The 13,867-nt window shown below is 63.8% G+C and carries 15 protein-coding genes; 12 read left to right on the top strand and 3 right to left on the bottom strand.

What is annotated here, in order from left to right; translation table 11 throughout:
• Positions 1-35: 35 nt before the first annotated feature.
• The 5 genes from cobF (at position 36) to HJB89_RS01330 (ending at position 4,378) form a co-directional block, all read left to right on the top strand.
• Entirely contained in the window at positions 36-800 is a 765-nt protein-coding gene (gene cobF / locus HJB89_RS01350) for a precorrin-6A synthase (deacetylating) (protein ID WP_207585419.1), read from the top strand.
• A gap of 71 nt (positions 801-871) precedes the next feature.
• Positions 872-2,254 carry a precorrin-3B synthase gene (gene cobG, locus HJB89_RS01345; protein WP_207585418.1) on the top strand — a complete coding sequence of 461 codons (1,383 nt, stop codon included), beginning with the start codon at positions 872-874 and terminating at the stop codon, positions 2,252-2,254.
• Between the two features lie 2 nt (positions 2,255-2,256).
• A complete protein-coding gene (locus HJB89_RS01340; RefSeq protein ID WP_221132937.1) occupies positions 2,257-2,889 on the top strand; it encodes a precorrin-8X methylmutase in 633 nt (210 codons plus the stop codon).
• Positions 2,886-3,617 (top strand): precorrin-2 C(20)-methyltransferase, encoded by a 732-nt coding sequence (locus HJB89_RS01335; protein ID WP_221148730.1) that lies wholly within the window; start codon positions 2,886-2,888, stop codon positions 3,615-3,617. Before HJB89_RS01340 ends, HJB89_RS01335 begins: the two co-directional genes overlap by 4 nt.
• Positions 3,614-4,378: a precorrin-3B C(17)-methyltransferase gene (locus HJB89_RS01330; RefSeq protein WP_221148729.1), complete on the top strand. Its 765-nt coding sequence runs from the start codon at positions 3,614-3,616 to the stop codon at positions 4,376-4,378. The genes HJB89_RS01335 and HJB89_RS01330 overlap by 4 nt, the downstream gene beginning before the upstream one ends.
• Here HJB89_RS01330 and HJB89_RS01325 read toward each other — a convergent pair.
• Positions 4,342-5,112 carry a cobalt-precorrin-6A reductase gene (locus HJB89_RS01325; RefSeq protein WP_221148728.1) on the bottom strand — a complete coding sequence of 257 codons (771 nt, stop codon included), beginning with the start codon at positions 5,110-5,112 and terminating at the stop codon, positions 4,342-4,344. The genes HJB89_RS01330 and HJB89_RS01325 overlap by 37 nt on opposite strands.
• On the opposite strand from HJB89_RS01325, the gene cbiE reads away from it, so the two are divergent.
• Entirely contained in the window at positions 5,111-6,343 is a 1,233-nt protein-coding gene (cbiE, locus tag HJB89_RS01320; RefSeq protein WP_221148725.1) for a precorrin-6y C5,15-methyltransferase (decarboxylating) subunit CbiE, read from the top strand. The two genes, HJB89_RS01325 and cbiE, sit on opposite strands and share 2 nt — an antisense overlap.
• 4 nt (positions 6,344-6,347) lie before the next feature.
• The gene (cobM, locus tag HJB89_RS01315) at positions 6,348-7,106 is read left to right on the top strand and encodes a precorrin-4 C(11)-methyltransferase (protein WP_221148724.1); all 759 of its coding nucleotides are present in this window, start codon (positions 6,348-6,350) and stop codon (positions 7,104-7,106) included.
• Positions 7,107-7,167: 61 nt separating this feature from the next.
• Here cobM and HJB89_RS01310 read toward each other — a convergent pair whose 3' ends face one another.
• Together HJB89_RS01310 and HJB89_RS01305 are read right to left on the bottom strand one after the other, a co-directional pair.
• Positions 7,168-7,980, bottom strand: a complete 813-nt coding sequence (locus tag HJB89_RS01310; protein WP_221148723.1) for a TIM barrel protein — start codon at positions 7,978-7,980, stop codon at positions 7,168-7,170.
• A gap of 161 nt (positions 7,981-8,141) precedes the next feature.
• Entirely contained in the window at positions 8,142-9,170 is a 1,029-nt protein-coding gene (locus HJB89_RS01305) for a LacI family DNA-binding transcriptional regulator (RefSeq protein ID WP_221132934.1), read from the bottom strand.
• A 133-nt stretch (positions 9,171-9,303) separates the two neighbouring features.
• Between HJB89_RS01305 and HJB89_RS01300 the strand changes: the two genes are divergently transcribed.
• From HJB89_RS01300 to HJB89_RS01280, 5 genes are all read left to right on the top strand, one after another.
• Positions 9,304-10,392, top strand: coding sequence for a fatty acid desaturase family protein (locus tag HJB89_RS01300; protein WP_221148722.1), 1,089 nt, complete (start codon positions 9,304-9,306; stop codon positions 10,390-10,392).
• A 21-nt stretch (positions 10,393-10,413) separates the two neighbouring features.
• Positions 10,414-10,728 (top strand): MocE family 2Fe-2S type ferredoxin, encoded by a 315-nt coding sequence (locus tag HJB89_RS01295; RefSeq protein WP_207585408.1) that lies wholly within the window; start codon positions 10,414-10,416, stop codon positions 10,726-10,728.
• A gap of 11 nt (positions 10,729-10,739) precedes the next feature.
• Positions 10,740-11,966, top strand: a complete 1,227-nt coding sequence (locus HJB89_RS01290; protein ID WP_221148721.1) for an FAD-dependent oxidoreductase — start codon at positions 10,740-10,742, stop codon at positions 11,964-11,966.
• Positions 11,967-11,995: 29 nt separating this feature from the next.
• The gene (locus HJB89_RS01285; RefSeq protein WP_221148720.1) at positions 11,996-12,808 is read left to right on the top strand and encodes a 3-methyl-2-oxobutanoate hydroxymethyltransferase; all 813 of its coding nucleotides are present in this window, start codon (positions 11,996-11,998) and stop codon (positions 12,806-12,808) included.
• A gap of 68 nt (positions 12,809-12,876) precedes the next feature.
• Positions 12,877-13,806: an NrtR DNA-binding winged helix domain-containing protein gene (locus HJB89_RS01280; RefSeq protein ID WP_221142041.1), complete on the top strand. Its 930-nt coding sequence runs from the start codon at positions 12,877-12,879 to the stop codon at positions 13,804-13,806.
• Positions 13,807-13,867 lie beyond the last annotated feature (61 nt).

Raw genomic sequence — 13,867 nt, 5'->3', positions numbered from 1 at the left:
CGGCAAGACCGCCGGGACTCATGGGGACTATCGGCTTGAAGCACATCCATATCATCGGCATCGGCACAGGCAATCCGGAGCACGTCACCATACAGGCGATCAACGCGATGAACGCCGCCGATGTGGTCTTCTTGCCGGTCAAAGGGACTGGCAAGGAAGAGCTTGCCGAGATCCGCCGCGAGATCTGCGAACGATATATCACGCGGCCAGACACCAGGATTTGCGAATTCGCGGTGCCGCAGAGGCAGACGGCAGACAGAACCTATCCGCAAAGCGTCGATGCCTGGCACGGTGAGATCGCCCGCATCTATAGGGAGCTGATCTCCGGCCTGCCGGAAGACGGCGGCGGCGCTTTTCTCGTCTGGGGTGATCCCAGCCTCTACGACAGCACGATCCGCATCATCGAACGCGTGCGGCAGGAAACCGGTCTGGATTTCGATTACGGCGTTATTCCCGGCATCACCAGCATTCAGGCCTTGGCGGCCAGCCACAAAATTCCGGTCAACCTTGTCGGCAAGCCGATCGAGATCACCACTGGGCGCAGGCTGGCGCATGACGGGCTTTTGACCGACAGCACGATCGTCATGCTCGACGGCGAACAGGCTTTTGCAAAGATCGACGAAGCCGACGCCGAAATCTTCTGGGGCGCCTATCTCGGCACCAAGGACGAGATCGTCAGATCGGGACGGCTTGGGGATATCGCCACGGAGATTCTGGCGCTCCGCGCCGAGGCCAGGCAAAGGCACGGCTGGATCATGGATATCTATCTGCTGCGCAAAGGACGGGATTTCGAGGAATAGCTGGCCGGACCTTTTCCACATGTTTTGCCGGGCCGGCTGCGATCATGTAAGAAATGGTCAGAGGATCAGGAATGAGCATTGAGGCCGAAACGGCGATCGACAGAACAGGTAAAGCGGATCTGCACGGCCGCCCGGCGGTGGCGATGCGCAGGCGCGGCGCCTGCCCCGCCCTGGCAGCGCCTATGCCGACCGGCGACGGCCTGCTGGTGCGGCTGCGGCCGGCCGGCGGCGCGCTGACGTTGGCGCAATTCGCCGGACTTGCTCGCTCGGCCGCGGCACATGGAAACGGCATCCTCGAGATCACCGCGCGCGGCAATCTGCAGATCCGCGGACTGCTGGCCGAGACCGTCGGACAGCTTGCTGCCGATATCGATGCCGCCGGGATCACCGTGCCGGACGGGCCGGCGATCGAGATCTCGCCGCTGCATGGTATCGACCCGGAAGAGAAAAACGACCCGGCAGCAATGGAAATGGCCTTGCGCAGCACGCTCCACGATCTCATCACCTCGCCGCGGCTCGCGCCGAAGCTGTCGATCGTCGTCGACGGCGGCGGAGCCTTCGGGCTGTCGGCACTTTCCGCCGATATCCGCATCGTCGCGCAATCCGACGCAGATTGGCTTGTCGCGATCAATGGCGATGGTGAGACAGCAATGCCGGTGGCAATCGGTCCAGCCGAGACGGCGGTATCAGCCGTCGGCGAGGTTCTGAGCGTGCTGGCAGCCCTCGGGCAGGGCAGGCGGGCAAGGGATATCGACCCGGCGCTTCTGCGGGCGCGTTTTCCGGCTATGGATAACATCCGCTTCATTCCGTCGCGGGCGGCAAGCATACCGTTTCCGGGCCCGCATCGGCTTGCGGACGGCAAAATCGTGCTCGGCGTCCGGCCGGAATTCGGACAGATGCGAGCGTCGGATCTGATCGCTCTGCTCGATCTCGCCGACGCCCATGGTGCAACGGCCATCCGGCTGACGCCCGGTCGCGGTTTCTTTTTCATCGGCCTGCCGGCAGATACAGTGCCGGCTATGCAGATCGCCGCAGCCGGCCGTGGTTTCAGCGCGCAGCCCGGCGACAACAGCGAGCACATCGCCGCCTGCGCCGGGGCCGGCGCCTGCGGCTCCGCCTTCTACGAGACCAGAAGTCTGGCGCGCCGCATCCTTGCCGCAGCACCGGGCCTTTTCGACGGTTCGCTGATGCTGCATCTGTCCGGCTGTGCCAAGGGTTGCGCTCATGCGCGGCCGGCGCTGACCCTGACGGGTTCGGCGGCAGGTTACGACCTGATCCTCAACGGGTTGGCGGCGGATCGGCCGGACGAACGGATCGCTGGCGGTCGGATCGATTTCGCTATAGAGAGGCTCGCCCGGTCCATCGAAGACAACAGAGGCGCTGGCGAATCGGCTGCTGCCTGCCTTACACGGCTTGGCGCAACCGGTGTTTCGAAGGCGCTGCGACAGGAATAGGAATGCCAGACTACGATTATATCCGCAGCGGCGACGCGATCTACGAGCGTTCCTTTGCGATCATCCGCGCCGAAGCCGATCTTTCGCGCTTCACCGAAGATCAGGCCGAAATTGCCGTGCGCATGATCCATGCCTGCGGGCTGGTCGAGGCGGCCGAACATTTCCTGTTCTCCGCCGATCTCGTCAGTGCCGCGCGCGACGCGCTGAAGGGCGGGGCGCCGATCTTCTGCGACGCGGAAATGGTATCCCAGGGCGTGACCCGGGCGCGGTTGCCGGCGCTGAACGAGGTGATCTGCACGCTGCGCGATCCCGCCACCCCGGAACTTGCGCGCGAGACCGGCAATACGCGATCGGCCGCCGCCATGCATCTCTGGCTCGATCGGCTCGGCGGAAGCGTCGTGGCGATCGGCAATGCCCCGACCGCGCTGTTTCATCTGCTCGAACTCCTGCGCGACGGCGCTCCGAAACCCGCAGCAATTCTCGGCATGCCTGTCGGCTTTGTCGGCGCGGCGGAATCGAAGGATGCGCTGGCGGAGAATTCCTACGGCGTACCCTTTGCCATCGTGCGCGGCCGGCTCGGTGGCAGCGCCATGACGGCAGCCGCCATCAATGCATTGGCGAGGCCGGGCCTATGACCACAAGCGGCCGTCTTATCGGCGTCGGCACGGGTCCCGGCGACCCCGAGCTTCTGACCCTCAAGGCCGTACGCGCCATCGAAAGCGCTGACGTGATTGCCTATTTCGCCAAGCAGGGCAGGGGGGGCAACGGCAAGGCGATCGTCGAACCACTGCTGAAATCCGGCGTGACGCTGCTACCGCTTTACTATCCCGTCACCACCGAGATCGACAAGAACGACGAACGCTACCAGAGCCTGATCACCGAATTCTACGACCGGTCCGCCGAAGCCGTCGCCGGCCATCTCGATGCCGGGCTGACCGTCGCCGTGCTCAGCGAGGGCGATCCGCTGTTTTACGGCTCCTATATGCATCTGCATATCCGGCTTTCCCAGCGCTACCCGACCGAGGTCATCCCCGGCATCAGCGCCATGTCGGGTTGCTGGTCCCTGGCGGGCATGCCCATCGTCCAAGGTGACGATGTGCTTTCCGTACTGCCCGGTACGATGGCGGAGACCGAGCTGACGCGCCGTCTCGCCGATACGCAAGCCGCCGTCATCATGAAGGTCGGCCGCAATCTGCCGAAGATCCGCCGGGCCTTGGCGGCGGCCGGCCGGCTTGCCGAAGCCGTCTATGTCGAGCGCGGCACCATGGCGAATGCGGCGATGGAAAAGCTTGCCGACCGGACCGACGGCGACGCGCCGTATTTTTCGCTGGTGCTGGTGCCGGGCTGGGAGAACAGCCGATGAGCGGCAGGCTTTTCGTGATCGGCACCGGCCCCGGCAATCCCGAGCAGATGACGCCGGAAGCGCTGGCCGCCGTCGACGCGGCGACGGATTTCTTCGGTTACGGACCCTATCTCGACAGGCTGCAGCTCCGCGACGATCAGCTGCGGCATGCCTCGGACAATCGCGAGGAGCTGGGCAGGGCAGGGGCCGCACTTTCGATGGCGGCAGACGGCGCCATGGTCTGCGTCGTCTCCGGCGGCGACCCCGGCGTCTTTGCCATGGCTGCTGCCGTCTGCGAGGCGATCGAGAACGGCCCGGGAGCATGGCGGGCGGTCGATCTCACCATCCTACCCGGCATCACGGCGATGCTGGCCGTGGCGGCAAGAGCCGGGGCGCCGCTTGGCCACGACTTCTGCGCCATATCGCTGTCTGACAATCTAAAGCCTTGGAATATAATAGAAAACCGCCTTGAATTGGCAGCCAAGGCCGGTTTCGTCATCGCCCTCTATAATCCGATCAGCCGGGCGCGGCCTTGGCAGCTCGCAGAAGCCTTCAAGCTGTTGCGCGACCATCTGCCCGCAACGACGCCGGTTATTTTCGGGCGGGCGGCCGGGCGGCCGGACGAGCACATTGCCGTACAGCAGCTGTCGCAGGCCGATGCGTCGATGGCCGATATGGCGACCTGCATCATCATCGGCTCCGCCGAGACGCGGATCGTCTCGCGGCCCGGCAGGCTGGACCTTGTCTATACGCCGCGTTTCATGGCGGGGGGAACGAGGTGATCGATCGTCGCCAGCGCCGCCTCGACAGTGTCGACCGTCTTGACTGTGGACGCCGAGGCGCGTGCCACCATCATTACCTCGATGCCGAGCAGGCGGGCTGCCTCGATCTTCGCATAGGTCGCGGCCCCGCCGCTGTTCTTGGCAATGATGGCGTCGATGTGGTGCTGCTTCAGCAAAGCGCTTTCGCCTTCCAGCGTGAACGGGCCACGATCGAGGAGATAGTCGACATTCGCGAGCGCCAGCGGCCGTTCGACAGGATCAACGCTGCGGATGAGATAGAAATGCTGCGCCGCCGCCTCCGCGTGATGCGCAGCCTGCCGGCCGGTCGCCAGAAAGACATGGCGGGGGGAGGGGCCGAGCGCTTCGATGGCAGCCGGGATGCTCTGCACCTCGCGCCAGCGATCGCCCGGCAGGCGCTGCCATTCGGGACGGCGCAGCGCGATTGCGGTTATGCCAGTGGTCCCGGCGGCAAAGGCGGCATTGGCGGAAATGCGCTCGGCGAAAGGATGTGTGGCGTCGATCAGCAGATCATATCCGCCGGCCTTCAGAAAATCCGCCAGCGCCGCAGCCCCGCCGAAACCGCCAATGCGAACCGGAACCGGCTGCGCGGCCGGTTTTTCGGTGCGGCCGGCGAGCGACAGAAGAACATCGCAATTTCCCCGTGCCGCCAGGCTTCCGGCGAGCAGACGCGCCTCGCTGGTGCCGCCGAGGATCAGAATGCGAGGTCTTCCCATGTCTGATGTCTCTCCTCGTTGCGGCCCGCGCTGGCTGACTATTATCGGCATCGGCGAAGATGGTCCAGCAGGGCTCGGCGAAGAGGCGAGAAGCCTGATCGCGACCGCCCCTGCCGTCTTCGGTGGCGCGCGCCACCTTGCGCTTGCTGCATCGCTGATATCGAGCGAAAAGTTTTCCTGGCAGAGCCCGTTCGAGCGCTCAATCGATGCCGTCCTTCAAAGGCGTGGAACGCCGGTCGTCGTGCTTGCCTCCGGCGACCCGTTTCTCTACGGCGTCGGCGCAACGCTCTCCCGCCATGTCGCGACGGAAGAGATGCGCACCATCCCGGCGCCGTCGGCCTTCAGCCTAGCCGCGTCGCGTCTCGGCTGGCCGCTGCAGGACGTCGTGACGATTTCGCTGCATGGTAGGCCGATCGACCTGATCCGGTCGCATCTGCACCCCGGGCGGCGCATCATCGCGCTGACCTCGGACGAGGACGGGCCGGGCGATCTGGCTGCCCTGCTTGCCGCCGTGGGTTTCGGTCAGTCGCAGCTTACCGTGCTCGAGGCGCTTGGCGGTGATCGGGAACGGCAGAGAAGCACCATGGCAGCCGATTTCGATCTCACCGACGTCGACCCACTGAACGTCTGCGCACTCGAAATCGCGGCAGGAGAGGGGGCGCGCATTCTGCCTTGTGCCGCAGGAATCGAGGACGCGCTGTTCGAGCATGACGGGCAGATCACCAAACGCGAAATCCGGGCGGTGACGCTGTCGGCGCTGGCGCCGCGTCACGGCGAACTGCTCTGGGATATCGGCGCCGGCTCGGGATCGATCGGCATCGAGTGGATGCTGGCCGATCCGTCGCTGAAGGCAATCGCCATCGAACAATCGCCGGAGCGGGCCGCACGGATTGCCCGCAACGCCTCCACCTTCGGCGTACCGCATCTCGCCGTCGTCGAAGGCACGGCGCCCGATGTACTGACGGGCCTGCCGGAACCGGATGTAATCTTCCTCGGCGGCGGCGGCAGCGAGCCGGGTGTTGTCGATGCCGCGATTGCCGTGCTGAAGCCGGGAGGCCGGCTCGTTGCCAATGCGGTGACGCTGGAGATGGAAGCCGTGCTGCTTACCGAATATGCCAACCGCGGCGGCTCGCTCACACGGATCGAAATATCGCGCGCCGAGGCCATCGGCAGCATGAGCGGCTGGCGGCCGGCGATGCCGGTGACGCAGTGGCGCTGGACGAAAGGATAACGGGATGACGGTGCATTTCATCGGCGCAGGGCCGGGTGCTGCGGATCTGATCACGGTGCGTGGCCGCGACCTCATCGCTCGATGCCCGGTCTGTCTCTATGCCGGTTCGATCGTCTCGCCGGAACTGCTGCAATATTGCCCGCCGGATGCGCGTATCGTCGATACCGCGCCGATGTCGCTCGACGAGATCGAGGCGGAATATCTGCGCGCCGCTGCGGCCGGCCAGGACGTCGCCCGGCTGCATTCCGGTGATCTCTCGGTTTGGAGTGCGGTGGCCGAGCAGGTACGCCGGCTGCAAAAACACGGCATCGCCTATACGATGACGCCTGGTGTTCCGGCCTTTGCGGCGGCCGCCTCGGCGCTCGGGCGCGAGCTGACAATCCCATCAGTGGCTCAAAGCCTGGTGCTCACCCGCGTTTCCGGTCGCGCCTCGCCGATGCCGAACAACGAAACACTGGCGAAATTCGGCGCAACCGGAGCGACGCTGGCGATCCATCTGGCAATCCACGCGCTGAAGCAGGTGGTGGAGGAATTGACGCCGCTTTACGGTGTCGACTGCCCGGTGGCGATCGTCGTCAAAGCCTCCTGGCCGGACGAGCGCGTCCTGCGCGGCAGGCTTTCCGATATCGAGGCAAAGGTTGCGGCCGAACCGATCGAGCGCACGGCGATCATCTTCGTCGGCCCTTCGCTCGCCGCGGAGGATTTTCGCGAGAGTTCGCTCTACGATCCGGCCTATCAGCGCCGGTTCAGAGGCCGGGAATAGCGACAATCTTCAGCGCACGGTCCTGACGCCGTTGGCGGCATCAGGACGCTTTGCTCCGGTCTCAAACCCGCGCGGTCAGGTGATCCATGCTGGCGCGAAGCGCGCCGGCCGGGTCCTTGACCGCATGCACTTCGGCTGCGAAGGGCTCGAAGGAGAACGGACCCTCATAACCCGCCTGCAGCAGCGCCTTGATCTGCCCGGCATTGTCGAGCCGGTCGTCGCCGTCGACGAGCACGCGATGGGAATCGCGCATATCGGCAACGGAAACGGCAGGGTCACTAACGCCGGAGATGTGCACGAGGCCGGAAAGCTCCGGGAAGGTCGCTGCTTCGCCGGCAAGGTGATGGTGGAAGGTGTCGTGGACGAGCTTGAAGGTCGATTGCGCGCCGAGTTCCTTGATCGCCTCGGCCGCCTCGCTCTTCGAGCGCAGCGAGCAGATCTCAAAGCCGAGCGGCTCAACGAGACCGATAATGCCGGCCTTCTCAAGCATCGGCTTCAGCGCCGACAGAGACTGGCGCAGATTGGCCTGCCGTTCACCGTCGGCACAGCCGGTGCCGTCGTTCTTCGGAACCAGCACGAGCGCCTTGGCGCCGCAGGCGCTGGCATAATCGATCAGTTCCTGCGCTTCCCCAGCGCGGGTTGCATTCCACTCGTTGAAACGCTGCAGGGCGTTGATCGAGATGATCGTCAGCCCATGGCGGGCGGCCGCTTGCCTGATCGCTTCGGGCCTGGTGCCGTCAAGGATGGCATTGCCGGAAAGGTCGTTGCGGATTTCGACCGAGTCGATGCCGAGCGATTTGGCCAGCGCGAAAAATTCGTCGATCGCAAGCGACGGCGCGGCCATATGGTTGAGCGCAAAGCGGATCGAAGTCATGACGGATATATCCTCCTCGTCTCCGCAGCATGAGCGGAGCAGTCCTGTGATTGGGTCGGCGAATCTCTATCGGAATTCGCGTGGCAATCCATCGGTCTTCGCCGCCGTCGGCTTTCATTTCTGAAAGAATTTCAGCCGAGATGATAGAATTCCATCATTTCTCAAATGTTCTCTGAGATATGAATATCGAAGGGCAGGAAGAACTGTCCGGGAACAGCCGTTTCGCTGTTTTCGATCGCGCTCGTCATCAGCACCATCAGCTCTTTGCAAAGCGCGGGCAGGGGCGTGCCGATCGCCATGGCGACGATATCGTCGGCAAGCCCCGCTTTGCTGTCTGGCGTCAGCTCATTGACGACGAGGACGATCTTGCCGCCGAGACTTTCTTCACGGATCGCCGAGATCGCGCCCTCCATGCCGCCGCCACAGACATAAAGGCCGACGAGATTGGGATGTTTCTGCAGCAGCGTCAGCGTCGCCTCATGCGTGATCTCGGGCGTGTCGAGGTTGATCAGCGTATCGATGACGTCGAATTCCGGTGCGTTTTCACGAAAATAGGAGCGAAAACCGATTTCCCGCAGCTCATGGCCGTGAAAGCGGTGGCTGCCGACGAAACAAGCGACCTTGCCGGGCGCTCCGGCTGTTTTGGCAATCACCCAGGCAGCGGTGCGGCCGACCTTGCGGTTGTTGACCCCGACATAGGCATTGCGCACGCCTGAGGCGAGGTCGGAGAGCAGCGAGAAGACCGGGACGCCTTTGTCCTTCAACTCCTCGATGGCGGTCGTCACCGCCGGGTAGTCGGGCGCGACGAGCGCAACGGCCTGGTTGCGGGCGCCGAGTGCCTTCAGCTTCTCGACGATCGCCGCCGGTGTCGCAGCCGAGGGAAAGTCGATCTGCGTTTGGATGCGGGCGCTGGTCACCATACGCGCTGCGGTTTCGATCTCGCGCACGAAGCTCTGGTAGAAGGACTGCGTTGGTTTCTGCAGCAGGAAAGCGAGCTTGTATTGCGGCAGATCTTCGAAGACGCGCTGCCGGATCAGGCCGACGGCGTGATAGCCGATCGACTGCGCCGCGTCATAGACCCGCCGCGCCGTTTCCTCCCGCACGCGGTGACGGGCGTTGAGAACCCGGTCGACGGTGGCGACGCTGACGCCGGAGGCGCGGGCAAGATCGGATATTGTCGGGCGGCGCATCGGCGGTCCTGATGGATTCAATCATTTATGCAAGCCACTCTTGATGGCTTTTGATAGATTGCATCAAGCCTGCATTGAGTGCCTCCCAAAGTCAACCTATCCTCGCCGGCAACAGCATAACGGGAGGCGGATGATGGCGACCCAGACAAGGAAACGTGACTACGACCTGCTCGGCGAAAGCGGCCGCACCGCCGTCGAGACCGGGCTGGCAGCAGCGCAATGGTACCACACCGACGTTGCGCGCAAGGAGATGAAGGCGCTGATGCAGCGCTCCGATGCGCCGGCGATCCGTGACACGGTCATCTGGCTCGGCAGCATGGCGGTTCTTGCCGGGCTCGGCGTCTATTTCTGGGGGTCATGGGTCGCGCTGCCCTTCTTCCTCGCCTATGGCGTGCTCTACGGCTCGGCTTCCGACAGCCGCTGGCACGAATGCGGTCACGGCACCGCCTTCAAGACGCGCTGGATGAACGATGCGGTCTACCAGATCGCCTGCTTCATGATCATGCGCAATCCGGTGACCTGGCGCTGGAGCCATGCGCGCCATCACACCGATACGGTCATCGTCGGCCGCGATCCCGAAATCGCCGTCATGCGGCCGCCCGATCTCTTCCGCGTCACCCTCAACTACTTCGGCATCCTCGACGTCTGGCATGCGCTGGTCGACATGCTGCGCAACGCCTGCGGCGTCGTCAGCGCCGCGGAAAAGACCTTCATTCCCGAGATGGAACAGCCGAAGGCGATCCGCATCGCCCGCATCTGGCTGGCGATCTATCTCGCCACGATCGCGGCTGCCATCGCCATGGGTTCGATCCTGCCGTTGATATTGGTCGGCTTGCCGCGCCTTTACGGCGCCTGGCACCATGTGCTGACCGGCCTGCTGCAGCATGGCGGCCTTGCGGACAACGTCATCGACCATCGGCTGAACAGCCGCACGGTCTATATGAACCCGATAAGCCGCTTCATCTACTGGAACATGAACTACCATGTCGAACATCACATGTTTCCGATGGTGCCCTATCACGCGCTGCCCCAACTGCACGCGATGATCAAGCATGACCTGCCGGCGCCGAACCCGTCGATCTGGTCCGGCTACCGCGAGATGATCCCGGCCTTCCTGCGCCAGCTGCGCAACGAGGATTATTTCCTGAAGCGCGAACTGCCGACGACCGCACGGCCCTATCGCGAGGAATTCCACAACGAGCTGGCCCCGGCCGCGCAATAATCACGATTAAGGGAGGACATAATGAGCGGAAATTGGATCGAGGTCTGCGGCAAGGACGAGATCGACGAAGAGGATGTCATCCGATTCGATCATGGCGGGCGCACCTTTGCGGTCTATCGCAGCCCGGACGACGAATTCTTCGCGACCGACGGGCTTTGCACGCATGAACATATTCACCTCGCCGACGGCTTGGTGATGGACGAGATCATCGAATGTCCGAAACATAATGGCCGCTTCAACTACAAGACGGGCGAAGCCAAGGGCGCACCGGTCTGCGTCAATCTCAAGACCTATCCGGTCAAGATCGAAGACGGTGCCGTCTTCATCTCGCTCTGAGGGAGGCCGGCGTGGCTCATTTCGTCATCCTGGGAGCCGGCGAATGCGGTGCGCGCGCTGCCTTTGCCTTGCGGGAAAAAGATTTTGACGGCGAGATAACGCTGGTCGGCGCCGAACCCCTCCATCCCTATGAACGGCCGCCGCTTTCGAAGGCGGGTTCTGCCGATGCCACCGATCCGAAATTCATCGCCGCGGTGGAAAAATACTCGGAGAACGGCATCGGGCTGCTAACCGGCCTGGAGGCGAGGGATCTCGACACGGCATCCAAGAGCGTGACGCTTTCGGACGGGATGACGCTCTCCTACGACAAGCTTCTGCTGGCGACCGGCGCAGCCGCGCGTTCGTTCCCCGGCGCGCCGGAGGGTAGCCCGCATATTCGCTCGCTGCGAACCCATCATGATGCGGCGGCGCTGCGTGATGTCATGAAGCCTGGACGGCATATCGCCATCATCGGCGGCGGCTTCATCGGGCTGGAACTTGCGGCGACGGCGCGGCTGCTCGGTGCCGACGTCACCGTCATCGAGGGGCTGGAACGTGTGCTGAAGCGCGGCGTGCCGGAGGAGATCGCCCATCTCATCACCGAGCGCCACCGCGCCAAGGGCGTCGATATCCGCTGCGGCGTCTCGATCGCGGCGCTGACCGACGAAGGCGGAAAAGCCGTGATCAGATTGTCGAGCGGCGACGTGATCGAAGCCGACCTCGCCCTTGTCGGCATCGGCGCGCGGCCGAATGTGGAGATCGCCGAAAAGGCAGGGCTCACGATCGAAAACGGCATTGCCGTCGACACCTACCTCCAGACATCGGCCCCTGACGTCTTTGCGGCCGGTGACTGCTGCTCCTTTCCGCTGTCGATCTATGGCGGCCGGCGGGTGCGGCTTGAATCCTGGCGCAATGCCCAGGAGCAGGGCACATTGGCAGCGGCCAACATGCTCGGGCTCAATGAAGCCGTTTCATCGGTGCCGTGGTTCTGGTCGGACCAATATGACATGACGCTGCAGATATCAGGCCTTGCCGAAGGCGCTGCCACGCAGCAGCGCCGCGAGCTCGGGGCAGGCGCCTTCATTCTCTTCCATCTCGACGCCGACGGACGATTGATCGCCGCAAGCGGCATCGGGCCCGGCAATGCGGTGGCCCGCGACATCCGCCTCGCCGAAATGCTGATCGCGGCGCGCGCTCATCCGGACCCGGCGGCACTTGCAGCCAGCGACATCAAACTGAAATCCCTCTTGGCCGCCTGAGCCTCCCAATATTTTCAAAGGAATTGACAATGAAGAAACATAAGCGCGCGACGGTCGCCGATCTGCTTGCCGAAAAGGGCAAGCGCCAGCTCACCATGCTGCGCGTGACGTCGCTGGAGGAGGCGGAAGCTGCCGAAAAGGCGGGGATCGACATCGTCTCCGTACCGCCTTCGCTGCTCGGCCCGGTCTTTCGCGAAATCGCTCCCACCCCCTTTGCCATTCCGGGGCTCGAATATGGCGATCTTGTCTCGGCTGAAGATTATCTGCGCGCCGCCTTTACGGCGCTGAAGGCCGGCGGCGATGCGGTCTATTGCGCTGCAAGTCTGCAGACGATCCGGCGCATGCGCGACGAGGGCATTCCCGTCTGCGGCCATCTCGGGCTGATCCCGTCGAAGGCGACCTGGACCGGCGGTTTCCGCGCCGTCGGCAAGACGGCGGCAAGTGCGGCCGAGATCTGGCGGCAGACCAAGGCGCTGGAAGAGGCCGGCGCCTTCGCCGCCGAAATCGAAGTGGTGCCCGGCGATGTCGCTGCCACCATCAGCAGCAACACCTCGATGCTGATGATCTCCATGGGCGCCGGCGGCGGCTGCGACGCGCAATATCTCTTCGCCGACGACGTGCTCGGCGCCAATCGCGACCACTATCCGCGCCATGCCAAGATCTATCGCGACTTCGCCGCCGAACACGACCGGCTGCAGCGCGAACGCATCGCCGCCTTCACGGAATTCGCCGGGGATGTTCGGACCGGCGCCTATCCGGAGAAACGCCATCTCGTCGGTATCGATGAAGCGGAACTGAAGATTTTCCTGGATGGGCTGGCCGTCGAGACGGGAAATAGCTGAGGGCAATGCCGGTCTGATCGTTGCCTTCGCTTCCGCTCCATTGGCTTCCGTCCCGGCCTGTGTCAGGAATGACCCATTCGGAACGGAGTATTCGGTCCCCTGTGACGATCGGCTTTGCGCATGCGGAATTGATTGCGGTGCTCGTCGCGGTGACGGGGGACGAGCCGCGCGTGATGACCATCCGCTCCGGCAATGCGCTGCCATCAGGCCCTTTCGAAATGGGCCATCGCACCTTGCAATCGGGCCTGCGCGAATGGGTGCAGGAGCAGACCGAGCATCCCGTCGGCTATCTCGAACAGCTCTATACCTTCGCCGACCGCGACCGCAACAACGACATCCCGGGCGGGCGGACGATCTCGATCAGCTATCTCGGCCTCGTCAACGAACAGTCGGGTGCCGGCCGGCCGGGATGGCATGGCTGGTACGAATACTTCCCCTGGGAAGACCATCGGCAGGGCCGCCCAGTCGTGCTTGACGAGATCATGGCGCGTCTAAAGATCTGGGCCGATGCCGATCCGGCCCGGCGCGACCATCGCCATCGCCGGGCCGATTTCACCTTCGGCCTCGACGGCGGCGGCTGGAATGAGGATCTCGCCTTGCAGCGCTACGAATTGCTCTATGAAGCCGGGCTCGTTTCCGAAGCCGGATGTGCTGGCGAAGCCAATCTCGGCCGGGCGATGTTTGCCGATCACCGCCGCATTCTAGCGACCGGGATCGCCAGGCTGCGCGCCAAGATCAAATACCGCCCCGTTGTCTTCGAACTGATGCCGGACAGCTTTACCCTCTTGCAGCTGCAGCGCACCATCGAGGCCTTGGCGGGTCTGACGCTGCACAAGCAGAATTTCCGCCGCCTGATCGAACAGCAGGAACTGGTCGAGGAAACCGGCGGCACGGAAAGCGAAACCGGCGGCCGGCCGGCCAAGCTCTTCCGCTTCCACCACACGGTGCTCGAAGAACGCGCGCTGGCCGGAACGAAATTACCGCTCTCCCGCAATTGACATATGCTCATCGTGAGAATATCTATTTGCCTATGATATGCTCAGCTAGAGCATAATTAGG

The organism is Rhizobium sp. NZLR8, from assembly GCF_019685025.1.
Taxonomy (GTDB): Bacteria; Pseudomonadota; Alphaproteobacteria; order Rhizobiales; family Rhizobiaceae; genus Rhizobium.
This window is presented reverse-complemented; position numbering and strand designations above follow the sequence as displayed.